The organism is Cyanobium sp. Aljojuca 7D2 (genome assembly GCF_024346415.1).
Taxonomy (GTDB): domain Bacteria; phylum Cyanobacteriota; class Cyanobacteriia; order PCC-6307; family Cyanobiaceae; genus Cyanobium_A.
On sequence record NZ_JAGQCX010000002.1, the window covers coordinates 1 to 22,200 of the forward strand.

At 68.2% G+C, this 22,200-nt stretch carries 24 protein-coding genes, 1 tRNA gene and 1 pseudogene; 15 read left to right on the forward strand and 11 right to left on the reverse strand.

Translation table 11 applies throughout. The features are described 5' to 3' along the window. Positions 1 to 150, reverse strand: a pseudogene (locus KBY57_RS02230) (photosystem II D2 protein (photosystem q(a) protein)); the annotation flags it as partial. A gap of 168 nt (positions 151 to 318) precedes the next feature. Between KBY57_RS02230 and KBY57_RS02235 the strand changes: the two are divergent. From KBY57_RS02235 to KBY57_RS02250, 4 genes are all read left to right on the forward strand, one after another. Further along, positions 319 to 582, forward strand: coding sequence for a hypothetical protein (locus tag KBY57_RS02235; RefSeq protein ID WP_254994270.1), 264 nt, complete (start codon positions 319 to 321; stop codon positions 580 to 582). A gap of 33 nt (positions 583 to 615) precedes the next feature. Then, positions 616 to 1,299, forward strand: coding sequence for an ABC transporter ATP-binding protein (locus tag KBY57_RS02240; protein ID WP_254994271.1), 684 nt, complete (start codon positions 616 to 618; stop codon positions 1,297 to 1,299). Between the two features lie 29 nt (positions 1,300 to 1,328). Continuing rightward, positions 1,329 to 1,400: transfer RNA gene (locus KBY57_RS02245), tRNA-Asn, on the forward strand. Positions 1,401 to 1,739: 339 nt separating this feature from the next. After that, on the forward strand, positions 1,740 to 2,468 hold the full coding sequence (locus KBY57_RS02250) for a response regulator transcription factor (RefSeq protein WP_254994272.1): 729 nt from the start codon (positions 1,740 to 1,742) through the stop codon (positions 2,466 to 2,468). 18 nt (positions 2,469 to 2,486) lie between these two features. Here KBY57_RS02250 and KBY57_RS02255 read toward each other — a convergent pair whose 3' ends face one another. Genes KBY57_RS02255 through KBY57_RS02265 form a run of 3 tightly spaced genes read right to left on the reverse strand, consistent with a single transcriptional unit; the run spans position 2,487 to position 6,419 of the window. Next, positions 2,487 to 3,437, reverse strand: a complete 951-nt coding sequence (locus KBY57_RS02255; RefSeq protein WP_254994273.1) for a DNA polymerase III subunit delta' — start codon at positions 3,435 to 3,437, stop codon at positions 2,487 to 2,489. Continuing rightward, complete coding sequence (gene tmk, locus KBY57_RS02260; RefSeq protein ID WP_254994274.1) at positions 3,434 to 4,126, reverse strand: dTMP kinase; 693 nt, start codon at positions 4,124 to 4,126, stop codon at positions 3,434 to 3,436. Before tmk ends, KBY57_RS02255 begins: the two co-directional genes overlap by 4 nt. Further along, on the reverse strand, positions 4,104 to 6,419 hold the full coding sequence (locus KBY57_RS02265; RefSeq protein WP_409996387.1) for a heavy metal translocating P-type ATPase: 2,316 nt from the start codon (positions 6,417 to 6,419) through the stop codon (positions 4,104 to 4,106). Before KBY57_RS02265 ends, tmk begins: the two co-directional genes overlap by 23 nt. Before the next feature lie 77 nt (positions 6,420 to 6,496). Here KBY57_RS02265 and KBY57_RS02270 point away from each other — a divergent pair, with 77 nt between their 5' ends. Continuing rightward, the gene (locus tag KBY57_RS02270; RefSeq protein ID WP_190390504.1) at positions 6,497 to 7,018 is read left to right on the forward strand and encodes a photosystem I assembly protein Ycf3; all 522 of its coding nucleotides are present in this window, start codon (positions 6,497 to 6,499) and stop codon (positions 7,016 to 7,018) included. A gap of 6 nt (positions 7,019 to 7,024) precedes the next feature. Here the strand turns inward: KBY57_RS02270 and radA are convergent, their stop codons facing one another. Next, complete coding sequence (gene radA, locus KBY57_RS02275) at positions 7,025 to 8,482, reverse strand: DNA repair protein RadA (protein ID WP_254994275.1); 1,458 nt, start codon at positions 8,480 to 8,482, stop codon at positions 7,025 to 7,027. A gap of 109 nt (positions 8,483 to 8,591) precedes the next feature. Between radA and rpaB the strand changes: the two genes are divergently transcribed. The 5 genes from rpaB (at position 8,592) to KBY57_RS02300 (ending at position 13,465) form a co-directional block, all read left to right on the forward strand. Next, on the forward strand, positions 8,592 to 9,362 hold the full coding sequence (gene rpaB, locus KBY57_RS02280; RefSeq protein ID WP_094560710.1) for a response regulator transcription factor RpaB: 771 nt from the start codon (positions 8,592 to 8,594) through the stop codon (positions 9,360 to 9,362). Further along, positions 9,343 to 10,686: a phosphate acyltransferase PlsX gene (gene plsX, locus KBY57_RS02285; RefSeq protein ID WP_254994276.1), complete on the forward strand. Its 1,344-nt coding sequence runs from the start codon at positions 9,343 to 9,345 to the stop codon at positions 10,684 to 10,686. Before rpaB ends, plsX begins: the two co-directional genes overlap by 20 nt. Before the next feature lie 63 nt (positions 10,687 to 10,749). Further along, positions 10,750 to 11,742 carry a beta-ketoacyl-ACP synthase III gene (locus KBY57_RS02290; protein ID WP_254994613.1) on the forward strand — a complete coding sequence of 331 codons (993 nt, stop codon included), beginning with the start codon at positions 10,750 to 10,752 and terminating at the stop codon, positions 11,740 to 11,742. Positions 11,743 to 11,801: 59 nt separating this feature from the next. Beyond that, complete coding sequence (fabD, locus tag KBY57_RS02295) at positions 11,802 to 12,716, forward strand: ACP S-malonyltransferase (protein WP_254994277.1); 915 nt, start codon at positions 11,802 to 11,804, stop codon at positions 12,714 to 12,716. Further along, positions 12,713 to 13,465: a lysophospholipid acyltransferase family protein gene (locus tag KBY57_RS02300; RefSeq protein ID WP_254994278.1), complete on the forward strand. Its 753-nt coding sequence runs from the start codon at positions 12,713 to 12,715 to the stop codon at positions 13,463 to 13,465. Before fabD ends, KBY57_RS02300 begins: the two co-directional genes overlap by 4 nt. Here KBY57_RS02300 and KBY57_RS02305 read toward each other — a convergent pair. From KBY57_RS02305 to KBY57_RS02315, 3 genes are all read right to left on the reverse strand, one after another. Further along, positions 13,407 to 13,892 (reverse strand): YdcF family protein, encoded by a 486-nt coding sequence (locus tag KBY57_RS02305; RefSeq protein ID WP_409996388.1) that lies wholly within the window; start codon positions 13,890 to 13,892, stop codon positions 13,407 to 13,409. The genes KBY57_RS02300 and KBY57_RS02305 overlap by 59 nt on opposite strands. A gap of 146 nt (positions 13,893 to 14,038) precedes the next feature. Further along, positions 14,039 to 14,710 (reverse strand): tRNA (adenosine(37)-N6)-threonylcarbamoyltransferase complex dimerization subunit type 1 TsaB, encoded by a 672-nt coding sequence (gene tsaB / locus KBY57_RS02310; RefSeq protein ID WP_254994280.1) that lies wholly within the window; start codon positions 14,708 to 14,710, stop codon positions 14,039 to 14,041. Continuing rightward, complete coding sequence (locus tag KBY57_RS02315; protein ID WP_254994614.1) at positions 14,661 to 14,912, reverse strand: Ycf34 family protein; 252 nt, start codon at positions 14,910 to 14,912, stop codon at positions 14,661 to 14,663. The genes tsaB and KBY57_RS02315 overlap by 50 nt, the downstream gene beginning before the upstream one ends. 55 nt (positions 14,913 to 14,967) lie before the next feature. On the opposite strand from KBY57_RS02315, the gene KBY57_RS02320 reads away from it, so the two are divergent. The 3 genes from KBY57_RS02320 to KBY57_RS02330 all read left to right on the forward strand — a co-directional run bounded on the left by KBY57_RS02320 (position 14,968) and on the right by KBY57_RS02330 (position 17,643). Beyond that, positions 14,968 to 16,209: a CCA tRNA nucleotidyltransferase gene (locus KBY57_RS02320; RefSeq protein WP_254994281.1), complete on the forward strand. Its 1,242-nt coding sequence runs from the start codon at positions 14,968 to 14,970 to the stop codon at positions 16,207 to 16,209. A 67-nt stretch (positions 16,210 to 16,276) separates the two neighbouring features. After that, positions 16,277 to 16,702, forward strand: coding sequence for an RNA recognition motif domain-containing protein (locus KBY57_RS02325; RefSeq protein ID WP_254994282.1), 426 nt, complete (start codon positions 16,277 to 16,279; stop codon positions 16,700 to 16,702). 44 nt (positions 16,703 to 16,746) lie between these two features. Next, positions 16,747 to 17,643 (forward strand): alpha/beta fold hydrolase, encoded by an 897-nt coding sequence (locus KBY57_RS02330; RefSeq protein WP_254994283.1) that lies wholly within the window; start codon positions 16,747 to 16,749, stop codon positions 17,641 to 17,643. 5 nt (positions 17,644 to 17,648) lie between these two features. Here the strand turns inward: KBY57_RS02330 and KBY57_RS02335 are convergent, their stop codons facing one another. Next, complete coding sequence (locus KBY57_RS02335; RefSeq protein ID WP_409996389.1) at positions 17,649 to 18,560, reverse strand: phytoene synthase; 912 nt, start codon at positions 18,558 to 18,560, stop codon at positions 17,649 to 17,651. A gap of 2 nt (positions 18,561 to 18,562) precedes the next feature. Next, positions 18,563 to 19,972 carry a 15-cis-phytoene desaturase gene (pds, locus tag KBY57_RS02340; RefSeq protein WP_254994284.1) on the reverse strand — a complete coding sequence of 470 codons (1,410 nt, stop codon included), beginning with the start codon at positions 19,970 to 19,972 and terminating at the stop codon, positions 18,563 to 18,565. A gap of 102 nt (positions 19,973 to 20,074) precedes the next feature. On the opposite strand from pds, the gene KBY57_RS02345 reads away from it, so the two are divergent. Both KBY57_RS02345 and KBY57_RS02350 read left to right on the forward strand, forming a co-directional pair. After that, positions 20,075 to 20,467: an NAD(P)H-quinone oxidoreductase subunit M gene (locus tag KBY57_RS02345; protein ID WP_254994285.1), complete on the forward strand. Its 393-nt coding sequence runs from the start codon at positions 20,075 to 20,077 to the stop codon at positions 20,465 to 20,467. After that, entirely contained in the window at positions 20,464 to 21,168 is a 705-nt protein-coding gene (locus KBY57_RS02350) for a DUF3172 domain-containing protein (RefSeq protein ID WP_254994286.1), read from the forward strand. Before KBY57_RS02345 ends, KBY57_RS02350 begins: the two co-directional genes overlap by 4 nt. Positions 21,169 to 21,177: 9 nt before the next feature. On the opposite strand, the gene KBY57_RS02355 is transcribed toward KBY57_RS02350, so the two are convergent. Continuing rightward, positions 21,178 to 22,158 (reverse strand): LysR family transcriptional regulator, encoded by a 981-nt coding sequence (locus KBY57_RS02355; RefSeq protein WP_254994287.1) that lies wholly within the window; start codon positions 22,156 to 22,158, stop codon positions 21,178 to 21,180. Positions 22,159 to 22,200: the final 42 nt, after the last annotated feature.

A 22,200-nucleotide genomic window follows, 5' to 3' on the forward strand; every position in this document is an offset into this window, starting at 1 on the left:
GCCGGTCAGCCAGCCACCCAGCGCCAGGTAGGCGGTGGGGAACAGGAGCAGACCCGACCAACCCACAAATACGAAGCGGTCGCGCTTGAGCCAGTCATCGAGGACGTCGAACCATCCCCGCTGCGGCGCGCGCCCTAAAGCGATCGTCATGAGAGCGGCTTCATGAAGCGTTACAACGGAACTTTACGGGTCTTGGCCCCCGAACCGCGCGTGCCCGCCCGAAGCTGAGCACATCTACTTAGCGCTCCAGTGCCTGGCGACGCGCTAACGCCAAGCGAGGCCCGATTCGCCACAGTGGGGCGAGTCCATTCCGGTTTCATGTACGTCGTCGAGCTCTCCCTCAAGCTCAGCCCAATGCCCGTTGCCGTGCAGCGCAAAGAGCTGGCCGACGCCCAGGCCCTCTATGGCCAAGTGCGCCAGGCGCTGGAGGGCACCGGACCGCGCCTACTCGAGTTGACCTGCGAGAAGGAGGAGGACAAGCGGATCAGCCTGCTCACCAGCGAAGTGGTGGCCGTGCAGCTGTATGAAAAGTCGGCGGTGGGCAGCGGCGGCAAGCGCCCCGGCTTCAGCTTCGAGGGCTGAAACCGGGCCGAGCGCTTTGGAGCCACTCCCGCCATGACTCCTCCCCTGACGGTGGAGCGACTCAGCTTCGCCTGGCCCAACGGTCGCCCGGCGCTGCGCCACTGCACGTTGCAGATCCCACGGCCGGGGCTGTGGATGCTGGTGGGCAGCAACGGCAGCGGCAAAAGCACCCTGCTGCGCCTGATCGCAGGGCTGCTTGAGCCCCGCAGCGGCCGCATCCACGCCCCCGGCAAGGCCGCCCTGGTGTTCCAGAACCCCGATCACCAATTGCTGCTGCCGAGCTGCGCCAGCGACCTGCAATTGGGCCTGCCGGCCGACCTCAGCGACGCGGAACGGCACCAAAGGGTGGAACAGGCCCTTGACCAGGTCAGCCTCCATGGGTTTGCAGAGCGGCCGATCCACACCCTCAGCGGCGGCCAGAAACAACGCCTGGCCATCGCCGGCGCCCTGGCCAGTGCCGCCGACCTGGTGCTGCTTGATGAGCCGACCGCCCTGCTCGATCCCGACAGCCAGCACGAGGTGTTGCAGCTGCTCTGGCAGCTCACCCACCACGCCGATGCCCCACTCACGGCCCTGTGGATCACCCATCGGCTCGAGGAGCTGCAGCGTTGTGACGGGGCCGCGTTGATGGAGCACGGGGCCGTCGGGCGCTGGCAGGACGGCCCCGTGCTGGCCCAGCAGCTGGACCCCTTGCAGGCCGGCAGGCCTGAGGGGTAAGTTCTTCAAACCGGTTTCGATCGGCGCATTCCTCGGTAGCTCAGCGGTAGAGCGATCGACTGTTAATCGATTGGTCGCAGGTTCGAATCCCGCCCGGGGAGCTTTTTCAATCAACCGCAGCCCACGGGTTGCGGTTTTTTTATGGTCGCCACAGCGCCAGGGGCTGGGAAACTGACCAAAGCGCCCGCCTGCTACAACAAAGAACTGCGAAGAAATCCTAAAGATCTACTGACTTGGCTCGCCCCCCGGGACGCGGCAAACCCTGGCCAGTCGCGCCCTGAAGGCCCTTCGCCATGGGCCCTCGCCCCCACCAGCGCCGAATCCACGGCGCCCCACACGCAACGGGCCCCTCGCCCAGGCAGCAAAACCGTAGAAAATGCCTGCAACTTCGCTGCAGCGGTAGCGATTGATTCACTCCCCGCCGCTCCCCGCCTAATCCCATGAAGCCCTGCATCCTGCTGATCGAAGACGACAGCGACATGCGCGAGCTGGTGGCAGGCCACCTCGAGCATGGCGGCTTCGACGTGCAGCGGGCCGATGACGGCATCAAGGGGCAGGCCCTGGCCCTGCAGTACAGCCCCGATCTGATCCTGCTGGATCTGATGCTGCCCAAAGTGGACGGGCTCACCCTCTGCCAGCGGTTGCGGCGGGATGAGCGCACCGCCAAGATTCCAATCCTGATGCTCACCGCCCTGGGCAGCATCAAAGACAAAGTGAGCGGCTTCAACTCCGGTGCCGACGACTACCTGGCCAAACCGTTTGACCTCGAAGAGCTGATGGTGCGGGTCAAGGCGCTGCTGCGCCGCAGCGACCATGCCCCCCTCTCCGCCAAGCACAACGAAATCCTCAGCTACGGCTGTCTCACCCTGGTGCCAGAGCGGTTTGAAGCCATCTGGTTTGATGTGGCAGTGCGGCTCACCCACCTGGAATTTGAGCTGCTGCACTGCCTGCTGCAGCGCCACGGCCAAACCGTTGCGCCCTCGCTGATCCTCAAGGAGGTGTGGGGCTACGAACCCGACGACGACATCGAGACGATCCGGGTGCATGTGCGCCACTTGCGCACCAAGCTGGAACCCGATCCGCGCAAGCCCCGCTTCATCAAGACGGTGTACGGCGCCGGCTACTGCCTGGAACTGCCCAGCGACGACCAACTCGCCCAGGCCAGTTGAACTGAGCCTGCCAAGAACTCAGAGGCCGGCCAGCTCCAGCAGGGCCACTTCCCAGGCAAGCCGAGGCTGCACGTAGGCCCGCAGCTGGCTACGCAGGCGCTCGAGGCGCTGCAGCTGGGCCACCGGGGCCTGGCGGCGCCAGAGGGCCAACTGCCACCAGTTGAGCAACCACAGCTGCTGCTCCCCATCCAGGGCCTCGGCCAGATCCCGGGCCAGCGCCAGGGCCTGCACAGGATCCGCGGCCTTGGCCAGATCCAGGAGCCGCTCGACCAGCCCCTCCGGCAGGGCGGCCCAGCTCTGGCGGCAGCGCAGCAACGCCCCCGGCGAGCCCGCCGCCAGCTCCAGAAGCTCCGGTGGGTCGTGGCTGGCGGCAGGCTGACCACACCGCTCCAGCACCACCTCCAGCTGCTCGGAGCTGAGCCGGGTGAAGGGAATCTGCTGGCAGCGGGAGCGGATCGTGCTGAGCAGCTGATCCGGAGCCGCCGCGATCAGCAGAACCAAGCCGTCACCGGGCTCCTCGAGGGTTTTGAGCAGGGCATTGGCCGCTCCTTCCGCCATCGCCTCAGCCCCCTCCAGCACCACCAGACACCCCTTGGCCTCCACGGCCCGGCGGGAAAGAAACCGCGAGACCTCGCGGATCTGGTCGAGCCGCAGCTGGGGTGCCGCCCGCCGCGCCAGCCCCAGCTCCTCGGCCTTGGAGGCGGGCACCAACTGGCCTTTGTCTTGGTAAGTGGGCTCGACCCAGAGCAGGTCGGGATGGTTGCCCTCCTGCAGCCGCCGCCGGATGCCGGCATCGCCCATCGGCCCCGCCAACACTCCCTCAAGAAAGCGCAGCGCCGCCAGCCGGCGGCCCACGCCATCCGGGCCGGCAAACAGGTAGGCCGGCGCCAAGCGACCTTGGGCCAGGGAGGCCTCCAGCAGGGCCACGGCCCGCGGCTGACCCAGCAGATCCTCAAACAGCGCCGTCACGAAACCGTGCCAGCCGCCAAGCCGGCCAACAGGCTGCGGCAGGACGCCGCCACCTGATCGGGCAACTGGGTGGCATCAACGCGCCGCCAACCACGCTCGCGGGCCAGGGCCGCAAAGCCATCCGCCACCCGCTGCAGAAAGGCTTCCCCACTGGCCTCGATGCGGTCGGCGGAGCGGGCTCCCCGGCGGCGCAGCGATTCGGCCAGGGGCAGCTCCAGCCACAGGGTGAGATCCGGCGCCAGACCACCGGTGGCCAACTGCTCCAACTGGGCGATGGTGGGCAGGTCGAGGCCGCGGCCATAGCCCTGGTAGGCGGCCGTGGAGCCGCTGAAGCGATCGCTCAGCACCCAGTGACCCACCGCCAGGGCCGGGCGGATCACCTGCTCCAGATGCTGGGCCCGGTCGGCGGCATAGAGCAGCAGCTCGGCCATCGGCTCCGGCGCCGCCTCCCCGGGCGGATGCAGCAGCAGCTGCCGCAGGGCGGAGCCCAGGGCTGTGCCGCCCGGCTCCCGGGTGACGATCAGCTGGGCACCCGGCGCCAGCAGGCCACTGCTGGGCAACCAGGTGCGCAGGGCTTCCAACTGGGTGGTTTTGCCGCAGCCGTCGATGCCCTCAAGCACCACGAACCGACCGCGGGGAGCCACTGCCGGTTCTGCCACCTGGAGATCAACGGGAATCAGGGAACCCATCCTGCAGCAGCAGGGCGTTGACCACCACCGTGATCGAGCTCAAGGCCATCAGCAGGGCCGCCAGCGGCGGGGTGAGCAGCACCCCGAATCCGGGCAGCAGCACGCCGGCTGCCAGGGGCAACACGATCAGGTTGTAGCCGAAGGCCCAGGCGAGGTTTTGGCGCACTTTGGCCATCGCGCGCCGGGCCAAGAGCAAGGCCCGCACAATGCCCTCCAGGCGATCGCCCATCACCACCAGATCCGCCGTGTCCTGAGCGATCTGGGTGCCGGTGCCCACGGCGATGCCCAGATCCGCCGCCGCCAGAGCAGGGGCGTCGTTGATGCCATCGCCCACCATCGCCAGGGCGCCGCGGGCCGGGTGCTGCAGGATCCGCTCCAGCTTCTGTTCGGGCCGCAGCTCCCAGGCCAGCTCCGCCGACGCCAACCCCAGCCGGGCTCCGAGCTGCTGCACCGGCTCCCGCCGATCGCCACTCAACAGACCCAGATGCAACCCAAGGCCCCGCAAGGCCTCCAGCACCGAAGCGGCATCGGGGCGGGGCTGGTCGTCCACCGCCACCAACCCCAGCAGGCCGTGCTGATCGGCCACCGCCAGCACGCTGGCGCCGTGGCACTCCAGCAGCGCCTGCCGGGCCAGCAACTCCGGCGTGGGGGAGGGGTCCACCCAGGCCAACCGCCCCACCCGCAAGCTGTGGTCGGCGATGCAGCCGCTGACGCCCTGGCCAGCCACGCTGTGGCCCCCCACCACCTCCAGCAGCTCCAGACCGCGCCGCTGGGCCTCCTGCAGCAGGGCAAATCCAAAAGGATGGCGGCTGCCGGCCTCCAGGCTGGCAGCCAGCTGCACCAAGCGATCAGGGGGCAGATCCCCCAGGGGTTCCACCGCCGCCACCAACGGCCGCCCCACGGTGAGGGTGCCGGTTTTGTCAAACAGCAGGGCTTCGATTCCAGCCGCAATTTCAATCGCATCGCCGCCTCGAAACAGCAGGCCGGCGCGGGCGGCGCGACCGGTGGCCACCGTGATCGCCACGGGAGTGGCCAGCCCGAGGGCACAGGGACAGGCCACCACCAGCACGGCAATCGCCAGCTGCAGGGCCAGGGCAAACGGGGTGTCAGCACCGGCCCCCAGCACCCCATGGCTGCCAGGGTGCCCGCCCATCACGCCGGACGCGTGGGCTGGGCTGAGCACCTGGGGCCACAGCTGGGTGCCCAGCAGCCACCAAAACAGCAAGGTGGCGACGGCCAAGGCCAGCACCACCAGGGTGAAGCGGCCCGCCACCCGGTCGGCCAACCCCTGGATCGGCGCCTTGCGGGCCTGGGCCCGCTCCACCAGGTGGATGATGCGGGCGATGGCGCTGTCGGCCCCGCGGCGGCGCACCTCCAGCACCAGCGGGGCCTCCAGATTGAGGCTGCCCGCGGCCAGCTCGCTGCCCGCTACAGCCTGCAGTGGCAGCGGTTCGCCGGTAAGGCCCGACACATCCACCGCCGAGGCACCCTCCAGCACCACACCGTCCACCGGCACGCGATCGCCGGGCAGCAGCTGAACGCGATCACCGGGACGCAGGCCACCCACCCGCACCGGCCGGGGCGGTCCCTCGCCCAACAGCAGCAAGGCGGTGTCGGGTTGCAGCTCGGCCAGCTCTTCGAGGGCGCGGCCCGTGCGGAAGCGGGCCCTCTCCTCCAGGAAGCGACCCAGCAGCACAAAGCCCAGCAGCATCACGGGCTCGTTGAAGAAGCAGGGCCAACCTCCCTGGGGCCAGAGAAAGGCCACCAGGCTGGCCAGATAGGCGCTCAGCACCCCGAGCCCCACCAAGGTGTCCATGCTGGGCAGCCCCGCCAAGGCCGCCTGGACGCCCCGCACCAGGATCGGGCGCCCAGGGCCGGCCAAGGCCAACGTGGCAACCAGGGCATGAATCCACAGGGCATCCAGCCCGGTGCCGTGCAGGTGGCCCAACCCTGAAACCAGCAGCAGCACCAGGGCTACCACCAGCTGGCGCCAGTGCTGCCACCAGGTTTGGGTCTGCAGCCGCTCCCGCCGCGACGACAACGCGCCATCGCTGGAGCGCAGCCGGGCCTCAAACCCCAGACCCGCCAGGGCAGCTAGCAAAGCCGCCTGATCGGCCTCGGCAGAGGCGAGGTCAACCCAGGCCGTACGGGTGAGCAGGTTGACGCTGGCCTGGCGCACGCCGGGTTGATCGAGCAGCCGCTGTTCGACGGCACGGACGCAGCCGCCGCACTTCATCCCCTCTATTTCCAGCAGGAGGGGCTCCAGCGGGCGTGGCTCCTGGAGCGGGGACAAGGCCTGAAGGGGGCAACGATCGGCTCACGTTAGGCAGATCCGCCAGGATGGGATCCACGCCGCTCACCGACGTCACCGTGCCCCGCAGCCAACGCAACGACAACTTCATCGACAAGAGCTTCACGGTGATGGCTGACCTGATCCTCAAGGTGCTGCCCACCAACCGGCGCGCCAAGGAGGCCTTCGCCTACTACCGCGACGGCATGAGCGCCCAGGCCGATGGCGAATACGCCGAAGCACTGGAGAACTACGAGGAAGCCCTCAAGCTCGAAGACGACCCCAACGACAAGGCCTTCATCCTCTACAACATGGCCCTGGTGTTCGCCAGCAACGGCGAGCACGCCAAGGCGCTCGACTTCTATGGCCAGGCCCTGGATCTCAACAGCAAGATGCCCCAGGCCCTCAACAACATGGCGGTGATCCACCACCACCTGGGCTCGATCGCCGAGGAGCGGGGCGACGCCGATGAGGCCGACCGCTGCTTCGACCAGGCTGCCGACTTCTGGGGTAAGGCGATTCGCCTGGCCCCCAACAACTACATCGAAGCCCAGAACTGGCTCAAGACCAGCGGTCGCGGCAGCGTCGACGTGTATTTCTGATCCGGTTCAAACCCGATCATCTGCCGGGTTCACCCCCAGCGCCGCCACCAGCGCTTCGGCCACGGCACCGGCCTCCAGCAGCTGCAGGCCCAGGCCAGCGGCCGCCTTGGCCAGGCCGGAGCCCTTGGGCACCACCGCCCGGGTGAAGCCCAGCCGTGCCGCCTCCTGCAGCCGCAGCTCCAGCTGCCCCACGGGCCGCAGCTGGCCGCCCAGCCCCAGCTCCCCCACCAGCACCGTGCCGGGCGGCAGGGTGAGGTCGCGGTAGCTGGCCACCACCGCCGCGGCCACGCCGAGATCCGCCGCCGGCTCCTCCACCTCCAGGCCACCGGCCACCGCCAGGTAGCAGTCGAAGCGCGACAGGGGCAGGCCCAGGTGCTTCTCCAGCACCGCCAGGATCTGGTGCAGGCGATTGGCGGCGATGCCGGTGGCACTGCGGCGCGGGCTGGCGTAGCTGGTGGTGCTCACCAGGGCCTGGAGCTCCACCACCAGCGGCCGGGTGCCCTCGCAGGCCACGATCGTGGCGGTGCCGGCACTGGGCTCGTCGCTGCCCAGAAACAGCTCGCTGGGGTTGGTCACCTCCGCCAGGCCCCGATCGCGCATCTCAAACACCCCCAGCTCGTGGGTGGCACCAAAGCGGTTTTTGACGGCCCGCAGCAGCCGGTGGCTGGCGAAGCGGTCCCCCTCGAAGGTGAGCACCGCATCCACCAGGTGTTCCAGCACCTTGGGGCCCGCCAGGGCACCCTCTTTGGTCACGTGCCCCACCAGCAGCAGGGCCGTGTCCTGGCGCTTGGCGATGCGGGCCAGGGCAGCGGCACATTCCCGCACCTGGGACACCGAACCGGGGGCGCTGCCGAGTTCGGCGTCGTGCAGGGCCTGGATGCTGTCGATGATCGCCACCGCCGGCCGCAGGGCCTCCAGTTCCTGCAGCACCAGCTCCAGGTCGGTTTCCGAGAGCAACTGAAAATCGGCCCCAGCTTCGGGCTCGCCGCCCGCATCAGCGTTGCTCAAGGCAACCTGGGCCAGCCGGCGCCAGCGCAGCTTCACCTGCTGGGCCGATTCCTCCGCGCTCACGTAGAGCACGGAAGCCCGGCCGGCCATGGCGCGGGCGCTCTGGAGCAGCAGGGTGCTCTTGCCGATGCCCGGATCGCCGCCCACCAGCACCAGGGACCCGGGCACCAGCCCGCCGCCTAGCACCCGATCCAGCTCGCCATAGCCGCTGCTGAGCCGCTGCAAAGGCCGCTCCCCCACCGCCTGGATCGGCTCGGAGCGCCGCGGCTGACCGGCGGCGGCCGCCAGCCCCGCCGACGGTTCCGCCACCGGCCTGCGGCGCCGGCTATCGGCTGCCGGCGCCGCCTTCTGCTCCACCAGGGTGTTCCAGCTGCCACAGCTGGCGCACTTGCCAAAAAACTGGCGCGCCTGGGCCCCACAGCTGGTGCACACAAAAACGGAGCTGGGCTTGGCCACGGGCAGGGCTGCGGAAGGGGCTGTGTGAAGAAAGGTGGCGTCGAATGAAAAGTTTGCCCCTCTGGCCTTTTCAGTAGGGGCTATCTGATGTAGCAGCCCGGCTGCAGTGATGACGGCTTCCGCCCCCTCCACCATCTCCGGAACCCACCACGGCAAAGAGACCATTTTGGTCGTCGATGACGAAGCCAGCATCCGGCGGATTCTGGAAACCCGGCTGTCGATGATCGGCTACCAGGTGGTCACCGCCAGCGATGGCGTTGAGGCCCTGGAGTTGTTCAAGACGACCCAGCCCGATCTGGTGGTGCTCGACGTGATGATGCCGAAGCTCGATGGCTACGGCGTCTGCCAGGAGCTGCGCAAGGAATCGGATGTGCCGATCGTGATGCTCACGGCCCTGGGCGATGTAGCTGACCGCATCACCGGTTTGGAGCTCGGCGCCGACGACTACGTGGTGAAGCCCTTCAGCCCCAAGGAGCTGGAAGCCCGCATCCGCTGCGTGCTGCGCCGGGTGGAGAAGGAAGCCGTGGCCGGCATCCCCAATTCCGGGGTGATCGCCGTGGGCGACCTGCGCATCGACACCAACAAACGCCAGGTGTACCGGGGCGACGAGCGCATCCGGCTCACCGGCATGGAGTTCAGCCTGCTTGAGCTACTGGTGAGCCGCAGTGGCGAACCCTTCAGCCGCGGCGAAATCCTCAAGGACGTCTGGGGCTACACCCCTGAGCGCCATGTGGACACCAGGGTCGTGGATGTCCATATCTCCCGGCTGCGCTCCAAACTGGAGGACGATCCGGCCAACCCCGAGCTGATCCTCACGGCTCGAGGCACCGGCTATCTGTTCCAACGCATCGTTGACGCCGTTGCCTCCGAAGGAACCTGACAAGCGCGCCAAGCCCAGCCGGGCCATCCGCCGGCTGGTGATCTGGTATCGCCGCAACGCGGCGGTCACCAGCCTGGTGGACTCCGCCGCCACCGCCGCCACCTCTGCCGCCAGCACCGCCGGGAGCATGGCGGGGACGATGGCCGGCAGCATGGCCGGAGCAGCCGGAGCAGCCACCAGCGCGGCGGGCAGCATGGCCAACACGGTGCTGCAGCCGTTGGTGTTTGATCCGCTGCGGCGCCTGCAGCGGGGGTTGGGCGGACCCGATGAGGACAAACCGATCAACGACGCCGACCGCCTCTGGGTGGCCGTCGACGGCATGGGCGGTGACTACGCCCCCGGGCCGATCCTGGAAGGCTGCCTGCGGGCGGTGGAGCTGCTGCCCCTGCGGGTGCGGTTCGTGGCGGAAACAGCCCGGCTGGACGCCGCCATGGCCGAAATGGGCCTCCAGGAGCAGCTCAATGCGGCCTTGGCGAGAGGCCTGATCCAGCTGGTGCCGAGCGGCCCCTCGGTGGGCATGGACGAGGAGGCCACGGTGGTGCGCAAAAAGCGCGACGCCAGCATCAACATGGCCATGGACCTGGTCAAACAGGGCCAGGCCACCGCGGTGTACTCCGCCGGCAACTCCGGCGCCGTGATGGCATCGGCAATCTTCCGGCTCGGCCGGCTCAAAAGCATCGATCGCCCGGCCATCGGCGCCCTGTTTCCCACCAAGGACACCGAGCAACAGGTGCTGGTGCTGGATGTGGGCGCCAACATGGACTGCAAGCCCGCCTACCTGCACCAGTGGGCCCTGCTGGGTCACATCTACAGCCGCGATGTGCTGCAGGTAGCCCGCCCCCGCATTGGCCTGGTGAACATCGGCGAGGAGGAGTGCAAAGGCAACGAGCTGTGCCTGCGCACCTACCCCCTGCTGGCGGAGGAGCAGCGCTTTGACTTCGCCGGCAACTGCGAAGGCCGCGACATCCTTTCAGGCAACTTCGATGTGGTGGTGTGCGACGGCTTCACCGGCAACGTGCTGCTGAAATTCCTCGAGAGCGTGGGGAGTGTGCTGCTGGATGTGATCAAGGAGGAGCTGCCCCGGGGCCGCCGCGGCAAGGTGGGCTCCGCCTTTCTGATCAACAACCTGCGCCGCATCAAAAAGCGCCTCGACCACGCCGAGCACGGCGGCGCCCTGCTGCTGGGGGTGGATGGGGTGTGCGTGATCGGCCATGGCAGCAGCAAGGCCCTCTCGGTGCTGAGCGCCCTGCGGCTGGCCCACTCCGCCGCCAGCCATGGCGTGATGGCCAACCTGCATGCCCTCAGTACAGCTGTGGTTGACTGACTCCACTGTGAGCTGATCCCGGTGTCGCTCGGCGGAGTCAACACATCAGCGGGGCTGGGCGGCATGGCCCTGGTCGGCTCCGGCAGCGCCGTGCCGGCGGCCAGCATCAGCAATCAGCAACTCAGCGAGCGGGTTGACACCAACGACGACTGGATCCGCACCCGCACCGGCATCGGCGCCCGTCGGGTCGCCGGCCCTGGCGAATCCCTCACCTGCCTGGCCACCCGTGCCGCCCAGGCCGCCCTCGACCACGCCGGCTGGGCACCGGAGGATCTCGACCTGATCCTGCTGGCCACCTCCAGCCCCGACGATCTATTCGGCACGGCGCCGCGGGTGCAGGGGGCCCTGGGGGCCACCAACGCCGTGGCCTTTGATCTCACCGCTGCCTGCAGCGGCTTTCTGTTTGCGCTGATCACCGCAGGTCAATATCTAGGCAGCGGCGCGATGCGACGGGCCCTGGTGATTGGCGCCGACCAATTGAGCCGCTGGGTCGACTGGGACGACCGCACCACTTGCGTGCTGTTCGGTGATGGAGCCGCAGCGGTGGCCGTGGAGGCCTGCGCGGCGAGCGACACGGGCCTGCTGGGCTTCCGCATGCGCTCCGACGGCAGCCGCAATGCCTGCCTCACCCTGGCCCAGGTGGATCGGCATGCCCCCCTGCTCGGCGGTCTCACGGCCCAACAGGGCGGCTTCGCCCCGATCCAGATGAACGGGCAGGAGGTCTACAAATTCGCGGTGCGCGAAGTGCCGGCGATCCTCAGCGAGCTGCTGGAGGCCACCGGCACCGCCCCAGAGCAGCTCAACTGGCTGCTGTTGCACCAGGCCAACCAGCGCATCCTTGATGCGGTGGCCGACCGCTTCGCCATGCCCCATGACCAGGTGCTCAGCAACCTGGCCCACTACGGCAACACCTCAGCCGCCACGATCCCGTTGATGCTGGATGAGGCGGTCAAAGACGGCCGGGTGCAGCCGGGCCATCTGCTGGCCAGCAGCGGCTTTGGCGCCGGCCTCAGCTGGGGCGCGGCCCTTCTGCGCTGGGGTGGACCACAACCCTGACAAGGAGCGACGGGTGGCCGAGACCTAATCTCCACCCGTCTTCCTCGGAGAGCGGCAGCATGGGCATTGCCTGGGTGTTTCCTGGCCAGGGCTCACAAAAAATCGGCATGGCTGAGGCCGTGCTGGAGCTTCCTGGAGCCCAGCAGCGCTTCGAGCAGGCGTCAGCCCTGCTGGGCCGCGACCTGCTGGCCATCTGCGCGGGCACGGCAGACGGGTCATCCGAGGGCGAGCCATCCGACCTCAACGACACCCGCAACACCCAGCCGGCCCTGTTCGTGATCGAAAGCCTGCTGGCTGATGGGCTCAAGGCCCAGGTGCGCACGGCCCAGGTGGTGGCAGGCCACAGCCTCGGCGAGCTGGTGGCTTTGCACGTGGCCGGGGTGTTCGACTTCGCCACCGGCCTGGCGCTGATGAAAACCCGCAGCACCTTGATGGCCGCCGCGGGCGGCGGCGCCATGACGGCCGTGATGGGCTTCGATCGCGGCGAGCTGGAGGCCCTGGTGGCCGCCACCGACGGCGTGGTGATCGCCAACGACAACAGCAGCGCCCAGGTGGTGCTCTCCGGCAGCCCGGAAGCGGTGGCGGCCGTGAGTGGCCAGCTCCAGTGCAAGCGGGCCATTCCCTTGGCGGTGAACGGCGCCTTCCATTCCCCCTTCATGGCTGATGCAGCCGCCGCCTTTGCCGCCGAGCTGGAGGCGGTGCCCTTCGCCGATGCGGCGATCCCGGTGCTCAGCAACACCGATCCCACCCCGGAAACCAGCGGCCCAGCCCTCAAGGCCCGCCTGATTCACCAGATGACCACCGGCGTGCGCTGGCGCGAAACCATGGAGCAGTTCAGCGCCCTGGGCATCAGCACCGCTGTGGAGATCGGCCCCGGCGCCGTGCTCAGCGGGCTGATCAAGCGCAGCTGCGACGGCATCACCACCGCCCAGATCGGAGGCGGCGCTGACCTGGGGCTGGGAATCGGGCTGTGAATCGCCCTGTCGCTGCCGTTAGGCGGGCCCTGCGCCGCCGCAAACCGGCCGAGCCGCCGGCCCTGATCCGCACACCCCGGCCCAGCCTCACCTACCGGCTGATCAGCTACCTGCTGGTGTTTCCGGTGTACCGGTTGCTCTTCCGGGGCCGCACCGCTGGCAACGCCAACGTGCCGATGGAAGGCGCCTTGGTGGTGGTGGCCAACCACGGTTCGCACCTCGATCCACCGCTGCTGGGCCATGCCCTCGGCCGCCCCGTGGCCTTCATGGCCAAGGCTGAGCTGTTCCGGGTGCCGATCCTGGGGCCGATCATCCGCGCCTGCGGGGCCTATCCGGTGTCCCGCGGCGCCAGCGACCGCGAGGCGATCCGCACCGCCACCGACCGACTGCTGGAGGGTTGGGCCACCGGCGTGTTCATCGACGGCAGCCGCCAGAGCAACGGCCGGGTCAACGATCCCCAGGCCGGTGCCGCCCTGCTGGCGGCCCGGGCCGGTGTGCCCCTGCTGCCGGTGGCGATCATCAACAGCCACCGGGCCCTTGGCCCAGGCCAGAAGGGCGCCCGCCTGGTGCCGATCCACATCCGCATCGGCACGCCGATCCCACCACCCGCCTCGCGTCGCCGCCCCGACCTCGACGCCGCCACCGCCGCCTGCCAGGCCCAGATCAATGCCTTGCTGGATCAGGGCCTGATCAGCGGGCGGCAGCTGGCCCCAGGCCGGGAAGGCGCTGCGTTGCCGCCCAGCTCTTGAGGTCGCGGCCACTCAGCACCCACAAGGCCGCCCGAACCCCATCGCCCCAGATCTTGCGGCGCCCCTCGGGCTGACAGCGATCGGCGCAGTCGACGGAGACGGGCGTGAGGTGAATCCCGCGGCTGCCCGCCACAATCCGGCCCACCAGCAGGGCCCGGTCCATGTGGTCGCTGCTGGTCACCAGCAGGGCATGACGGATGCGGGCGCGGCGCAGATCGTCCACCAGAGAGGTGAAGTTGGAGAGGGTGTCGCGGGCGCGGTAGTCGAGTTGCACCTGGCTGGGCGGCAGCCCCTGGCGTTGCTCAAACAACCAGCGGGCGTACTCGGGGTTGCTGCCGCCACTCACCACCACCGGCAGGCCCTGACGGGCTGCTAGGGCCGCAGCCCGCTGCTCCCGCGCCACATCGCCGCCGAGCACCAGGATCATCTGGGCCGGCGGCGGCGCCGGCCTCCACCATCCCCGCGATAGCCAGATCAGGCCTCCCGCCAGCAGCAACGCCACCCCCGCCCGGGGCCGGAGGAGCGGCCGACTGGAACGGCGGTGGCGCCGAGGCCGTTGGGGTGCTCGCCCCATTAGAGCCCGGCCACCGGCGAGGTGGGATAGAGCGGCAACACGGGCTGCCAGGGGGCCTCCAGACCCTGGGCATGGGCCCGCACGCTGAGCTCCAGCAACTGCGCCACATCGTCGGGCAGCTGGGCGGCCGCAGGCAGCTGCGGGCCCGGCGGCACGGGCGTGCCCGGGGCGAACAACCGCGGCGCCTCCAACTCGAGGCAGCCCGCCCCGGCACCTCCGGGCGCTGGGGCATAGAGGCCCGCCACCACCCCGCGACGGGGCAGCTCCTGCACCAGCCAGGTGGGCTCTTGAATCCCCAGGCGCTGGGCCACCAGCAGAAAACTGCCCACCCCATCGAGGGGACGCTGCAGCTGCTGGGCCAGGGTACGGGCCAGCACCACGGTGAGCCGGGTGCCGGTGAAGCCCCCGGGCCCCGTGGCCACCGCCAGACGGGTGAGCTGGGGCCACTGGTGGGCCGGCAACACCTGCTCGACGCAGCTGAGCAGCTGGTTGGAGAGGCCGCGACCGAGCGGGAAGGCACGCACCTCGCCGCCGCCCGAGCCGGCATCAAGCCAGCGCACCCCCACACCGAGCACGTCGCTGGAACTGTGCAAAGCCAAGACAGCACCCATCACCAGCACCTCATCGGGGCAGGGCAGCGCCGGGGCACAACCGCTGCCAGCGGCCTGCATCGCGCTGGAAGCTGGCGCAGGCCCGCACATCCCATTCCACACCCACGCCGCCCTGGGGCAAATCCTGCACCTGCACGTGGATCCGCGGCTCCTCGGGCGTGAAATCGGGCTGGAGGGAAAGGTGAGGCACACCGTGCTGCCGCTCCACCGCGTGGTAGGCCTGACAGCGGTCGACCCAGTGGCAATCCACGCAGATGCACATGCTGCCCAGGCCGAGCCAGGCGCCCATTGTGACGGCTGACCGTTCTGCCGGCGAGGTGGCTCAGCAGCTGTGGCAGCGCCTGCTGGCCGAGCCCTGGCCGCTGCCGCTGGCGGCGCTGCCGCCGGGCACAGCGCTGGTGGGGGGCGCCATCCGGGATGCCCTGCTGGGCCGCCTCGCGCCCCAACCCGACCTCGACTTCGTGGTGGAGGGCGACGCCATCGCCCTGGCCCGACACCTGGCCCGCCAGCACGGCGGCAGCGCCGTGGTGCTCGATGCCGACCACGGCATCGCCCGGCTCGTGGTGAAGGGCTGGAACATCGACCTGGCCCAGCGGGACGGCGCGACCCTGGAGGCCGACCTGGGGCGCCGGGATTACACCGTCAATGCCATGGCCCTGCCCCTGTCCGCCGGCGCAGGCAGCCCAGCCGCCTTGGTGGATCCCACCGGTGGCCTCGCTCACCTGCAGCGCCGCCAACTGGTGGCCGTGAGCGAGGCCAACCTGCTGGCCGACCCCCTGCGGCTGCTGCGGGGCATCCGCCTGGCCTGCAGCCTCGTGTTTGACCTGGAGCCCACCAGCCAAGCCTGGATTGAGCGCCATGCCAGCCAACTGAGCGCCGTGGCCGGCGAGCGGGTGCTGGCGGAGCTGGAGAAGCTGGCCGAGGCCCCCGCAGGGGAGCGGGGCTTGGTGCTCGCCCTGAGCTGCGGGCTGGTGCAGCGCTGGCACGCCGATGCCGCCGCAGCCCCAGCCTTGAGCGCCCTCAGCCTGGAGCTGGCGCAGCGGCAGGGGCTGCTGGATGCCGAAGTGGCCTGGGCCCTGCCGCTGGCGCGGCTCAGCGCCCTGCTGCCCCCCGAGGCCCTGATCGCGCTGCGCAGCAGCCGGCGGCTGCAGCAACGCTGCAGGGCCCTGCGGCGCTGGCGTGGGGAACTGGAGGATGCCGGCGGCTGGACTGGGCTGGCGGAGCCCAACCGCGTGGCACTGCATCGGGACCTGGACGGCGATCTGCCCGCCCTGCTGTTGCTGCTGACCCAACCCCCCGGCGACCTGCTGGAGCGCTGGCGCAACCCCCACGATCCGCTGCTGCATCCACGCCCGCCGCTGGATGGCCGCCAACTCCAACAGCAGTTGGGGATCCCGGCCGGACCCGAGCTGGGGCGCCTGCTGGATCACCTCACCCTGGAGCGGGCCTTCGGCCGCCTGGGAGACGGCCCCGAGGAGCGCCCCACGGCCCTGGCAGCAGCACAACGCTGGTGGATGCAGCAGAAAGGGAGCGATGGGCTGGACAGCCGGCGTGATTAACTTTCTGAGCAAAGGCGCATCGAGAGGCTTCTCCTCGCCTGCAGATAGTTTTTTCTACCCCTTCCCCATGAGCATTCGCCTCTACGTCGGCAATCTGCCGCAGACCTTTGATGCCAAGGAGCTTGAGGCTCTGTTCAGTGCCGTGGGCGAAGGGGTGCGCTTCAAGGCCGTCAACGACCGCGACACCGGCGCCTGCCGTGGTTTCGGCTTTGCCAACGTTGACGACCAGAAGCTGGCCGACACCGTGATCGAGCAGCTCAACGGCAAGGATTTCGGCGGCAACGCCCTGCGGATCGAGGTGTCTGAGCGCAAGGAGAGCCGCAGCGCAGCCCCCAGCGATCGCCGCAATGGCAGCGCCCCCACCGCAGCCCGCAAGGCCGTCAACAAGGTGGTGCATGCCGACAACGTCGACAGCGAAGCCCCCGATCCCCGCTGGGCCGGCGAACTGGCCAAGCTCAAGTCGATGCTGGCCAACCAGACAGCCGCGGTCTGACCACCCCCATCCCCTGGACCTGGCAAGACCACAGGATTCACCTGGTGGAGGCCGGCAATCCCGGCAACAGCACCAAGGTGCTGTTGATCCATGGCTTCGGCGCCTCCGTGGGTCACTGGCGCCACAACTTGCCGGCATTGGCTCTCCAGGCCCATGTTCTGGCGGTTGATCTGCTGGGCTTCGGTGCCAGTGACAAACCACGCTCCCGGCTGGCCGACGAACCCGAGCAGCCGGGCGCCGTGCAGTACAGCTTCGACCTCTGGGGCCAGCTGGTGGCCGATCTGGTGCGCGAGCGGTTGCTTCCGCACGGGGCAGGGTCAGCCCCACGCGTGCACCTGGTAGGCAACTCGATCGGCGCCATGGTCGCTCTGACGGCCGCCAGAGTGCTGTTGCGCGAGGGCACCCCACCGGCCCAGGTCGTGTTGATCGACTGCGCCCAGCGCACCCTCGACGACAAACGGGCCGCCCAACTCCCAGGCTGGGAGCGGGCCAGTCGCCCCCTGGTGAAAAGCCTGGTGCGGCAACGCTGGGTGATCGCCCCCCTGTTTCGCCTTCTGGCCCAGCCGGCTTTTATCCGCAGCGTGCTGGCGCGGGCCTACCCCAGCGGAGCCAACATTGACGACGCACTGGTGGCCCTGCTGCATCGCCCCAGCACCGATCCCGGAGCCACCGAAAGCTTCCGAGGCTTCGTCAACCTGTTCAACGACCACCTGGCCCCGCAGCTGCTCGCCGATCTCAGTGCCGCCGACCCACCAGTGCCGGTACGGATGCTCTGGGGCGAAGCCGACCCCTGGGAAGATCCCGCCGAAGCCCGCCGCTGGGCTGACAGCTTTGCCTGCATCCAGGAGCTGAAGGTGCTGCCCGGGCTGGGTCATTGCCCCCACGACGAAGCGCCTGAGCAGGTGAATCCAATCCTGCTGAATTGGATTGGCCAAGCCTGATCAGCTCAGCGCGCCTGGGCGATGACAAACGAGCGGGGCAGATCCAGAAATTTGCCTGAGGTGGGCACATAAGCCCGGTGGTTGAACACGTCGTAATCCAGTTCCTCGATCACATCGAGGATGCCGCGATACAGGCGCAGCGATGCCCAGACCGGCCAGCGGGCATCGGGTGCTAGCCAACGCACACCTGCCTCTGAACGGGCGAACCAGTCGCGGGCGCGGGCAAGCTGAAAGCGCATCAATTCACGCCAGCTGTCGTTGAGGGTGCCTGCCATCAGCTCGGCCTCGCTATAGCCGAAACGGGTGAGGTCCTCCTGGGGCAGATAGATGCGGCCGCGGCCGCGATCCTCACCCACATCGCGCAGGATGTTGGTCAGCTGATTGGCGATCCCCAGAGCCACAGCGGCCTCGCTGGTGTCGGGCCGGGCACTCCACGGGGCTGAGGTGTAGGCAGGATCCACGCCCATCACCTCCTGGGTCATCAGGCCCACGGTGCCCGCAACCCGGTAGCAATACAGCTTGAGTTGCTCAAACGTGGCGTAGCGGCTGGTGGTGAGGTCCATCCGCATCCCCTCGATCATGTCGAGGTAGGGCTGGATCGGTTGGGGGTAGCGCTCAATCGTGTCGACCATCACCCGATCCAGACCATCCCGCACCTTTCCCTCGAACAGTTCCCGGGTGCGCCGCTCCCAGCTGTCCAACCGTGCCGCCAGCTCCTCCACCGGGCGAGCCATCGCCTCCGGGCTGTCCATCAGCTCATCGGTGCGGCGGCACCACACGTAAATGGCCCAGATCGCCCGCCGCTTGGCAGGGGGCATCAGCAGGGTGCCCAGATAAAAGGTTTTGGCCCACTCCGCCGTCTCACGGCGGCAGGCCTCATAGGCCTCCTCCAGGTTTGGAACCGCGGAAACAACCACGCTCAGACCGCCACCGGGACCCCTGCCTCCGACTGGGCCACGGGGGACGTGGCGATGGCCTGGGCACACTGCTTACCGCTGAGCACCGCCCCTTCCATCGACGCCAAGTAGCGTTGCATCGTATAGCAGCCGGCCAGAAAGAAGTTGGGGATTGGCGACGCCTGGTCGGGCCTGAGCTGCTGGCAACCCGGCACGGTTTTGTAAACCGACAGGGGAGTTTTCACCACAATCGACTTGCGCAGCTGGGCCTGATTCTCACCGGTGAAGTGCATCGGGAACAGGCGCTTCAGCTCGTCCATGGTGGCCGCCACGATCTCCTCATCGGGGCGACCGATCCAATCCTTGGCCGGGGCGAACACCAGCTCCAGCATCGAGCGATTGGGGTCCTCGTATTCCTTGCAGGTATTGCTCATGTCGGCATAAACGCTCAGCAGCGGGCTGCGGCTGAACAGCAGATGGTCGATCTCGGTGAGCTTGCGGTCAAACCAAAGGTGGATGTTGATCACCGGCACACCATTGAGCCCATCGAGCTTCTTGAAATAAGGAATCTCCTTCCACGGCTCGGGCAGCAGCAGTTTGAAGGGATCCACCGGCATGGCACTGACATAGGCATCAGCCGTGAGCGTGCGGGGCTCCTGGCCCTTGATGCCACCGATCTGGAACGCCTTCACGCTGCCGTCGGCATTGAGCTCGATCTGGCGCAGGGGGGCGTTGAGGTGCACCTCCCCACCACGGGCTTCGATGTAATCGACGATTGGCTGGCACAGCCGCTGAGGCGGGTTGCCATCGAGAAACGCCATTTTGGAGCCATCGCTCTCCTGCAGGAAGCGGTTGAGGGCAGTCAGCACCACCGTGCTGGAGATCTCCTCAGGATCAATGAAGTTCAGCGCCTTGGCCATGGCGATGAACACCTCGTCATTCACCCGCTCGGGGATGTTGTGCAACCGCAGCCACTCGGTCCAGGAGTATTGATCGCACTCCTCCACGTACTGCTGGCCCCGCAGCATCGCTGGCACGAGGCCGAGGCCGAAGGAGATCTTTTCGGGCCAGGTGAGCAGGTCGTTGTTGCCGAGAATTGCGGCCACCCCATTGAAAGGGGCTGGGATATCAGGAAAATCGAAGCGGCTGTAGGTGCCGGGGGTTTCCTTCTGGTTGAAGATCATCGAGTGGCTCTTCCACTGCAGACGGTCTTCGATGTCCAGCTCCTTGAACAACTGGCGCATGTTTCGGTAGGCGCCGAAAAAGATGTGCAGACCGGTCTCGTACCAGTCGCCGTCTTCGTCCTGCCAGGCCGCCACCTTGCCGCCCAGCACATCCCGGGCCTCCACCACCACCGGGGTGTGGCCGGCATCACAGAGATATTTGGCGCACGACAACCCGGCCAGTCCTGCTCCGGCGATGACGACGCGCATACCCACTCTTGAAACCAGTGGCAACCTTAAAGGCCGGCTTCCGACCTTCGCGCCCTGGGGGGTTTCTAGAGTTGGCTGATCGGGTGCCCGCAACTGCTTCCCATGGCCGACTTAAGCCCTGCCGACCCTCTCACTGCTGAAGCTCCCAGCACAGAGACCCTGCTGAAGTCCACCACCCGTCACGTGCGGCTGTTCACAGCCCGGGTGGACAACGGCAATCTGGTGGCCGATCCCAGCCAGCTCACCATGGATGTGGATCCAGACAACGAATTCCTCTGGGACGCCCCGGTGCTGGCCAAGGTGCAGGAGCGCTTCCGGGAGCTGGTGGCAGCCCAGGCCGGCGCCGACCTCACCGAATACAACCTGCGCCAGATCGGCTCGGAGCTTGAAGGCCTGATCCGCCAGCTGCTGCAGGTCGGAGAGCTTCGCTACAACCCTGATGCTCGCGTGCTCAACTACTCGATGGGCCTGCCCCGCAGCACCGAAACCCTGTGAGCCGCTCCCGCCCGTCCGACTACGGCAATGGCCGCTCCGGCAGCACCCGATCCAGCAGCGGTCGCTATGCCGAGGAGCGCTTTGACGACGACCGCTATGGCCCTGGGTCCTATGGGCGAGGAGAACCGCGGCGGCCAGCAGGGCGCAGCGGGGGTGGGGGCAAGGGCGCACCAGGGGGCGGCCCCGGTGGCAACGGACCTGGTGGCAATGGCCCCTTTCAATTCAACGTGGGCACCCTGGCGATCCTGGCCGGCGTGCTGGTGGTGGGGATCGGCATCGGCACCGCCATCTCCAGCACCACCCAGGGCGACCAGGGCAACATCGCCAGCAGCCAGCAGCTCGACATGGCCGTGCCCGATCCGGAGTTCTGCCGTCAGTGGGGCGCCAGCGCCTTCGTGATGGACGTGGAGCTGTACACCACGATGAACCCCAGTTCCAGCTTCGTGACCCAGCCCGAACTCAAGGCCGGCTGCGTCATCCGGCGGGAAAACTGGAGCGTGTTGCAGAAGGAAGGAGCCGTTACTAACGAGCAGATGCGGCAGTGCAAGCAGCGGATGAACACCTTCGCCTACATCGGCTCAGTCAAGGACAAGCCGATCGTGCGCTGCGTCTACCAGACCGACACCAGTCAGAACAAATTCCTCACCAAGGGCGTCGCTGATGACACGGTGGGCGTCACCCCCGAAGCCGATCAGTTCTGAGATCTGGGTTCAGGCAGGCGTGGCGGCCACTGGCGCGTCCGGCTGCAGGGGGCGGCGCAGGGGGCTATCGGGGCTGGCGAACACCGGCAGCACTTCCTTGCGGAAGGCATCGGCAGCCCGGGAGCAGTAGCGGGCCGGGTGGGTGATCAGCTTCAACTGGCGACGCACCAGCAGATCAGCCACCTGGGGGCGGTGCAGGGTGCCGGCCGAGAGCTCCCGCTCGATCGACACCACCGGCAGGAAGGCAGCCCCCAAGCCCGACTGCACGGCATTTTTGATCGCCTCAAAGGAGTTGAGCTCCATCTCGATCTTGAGGCGGCCCACATCCAGGCCGGAGCGGGCCAGCAGCTGGTCGACCATCTTGCGGGTCGTCGACTGGGCATCGAGGCAGACAAAACCCAGTCGGTAGAGGTCGTCCTTGGTGAGCTCGGGCAGGCGGGCCAGGGGGTGCTTCACCGGCAGCACCAGGGCCAGTTCGTCGCTGGCGTAGGGCACCACCTGCAGCAGCTCACCGAGCTCGGTGGGCAGCTCACCGCCGATGATGGCCAGATCCACCTGGCCATTGGCCACACTCCAGCCCGTGCGGCGGGTGCTGTGCACCTGCAGCTGCACCGCCACCTCCGGGTATTTCTGGCGGAATAAACCAATCATCCGCGGCATCAGATAGGTGCCGGTGGTCTGGCTGGCGCCCACGATCAACGAGCCGCCGCGCAGGTTGTGCAGGTCTTCGAGGGCCCGGCAGGCCTCCTGGCATTGGCTGAGGATCCGGTCGCAGTAACTGAGCAGCAGGTGGCCAGCCTCGGTGAGCTGGGCCTTGCGCCCGCCGCGATCAAACAGACTCACGCTCAGCTGCTTCTCCAGGTTCTGGATCTGGAGGCTCACCGCCGGCTGGGTGACATACAGGCTGTCGGCGGCCTTCTTGAAGCTGCCCTCCGAGGCGATGGCCCGCAGGATGCGGAGCTGATCAAGGGTGAAAGGCAGATCTGCCATCGGGTTGCCTGGGTGGGCCTGGGCCTGCCGGCTGGCGAGGTA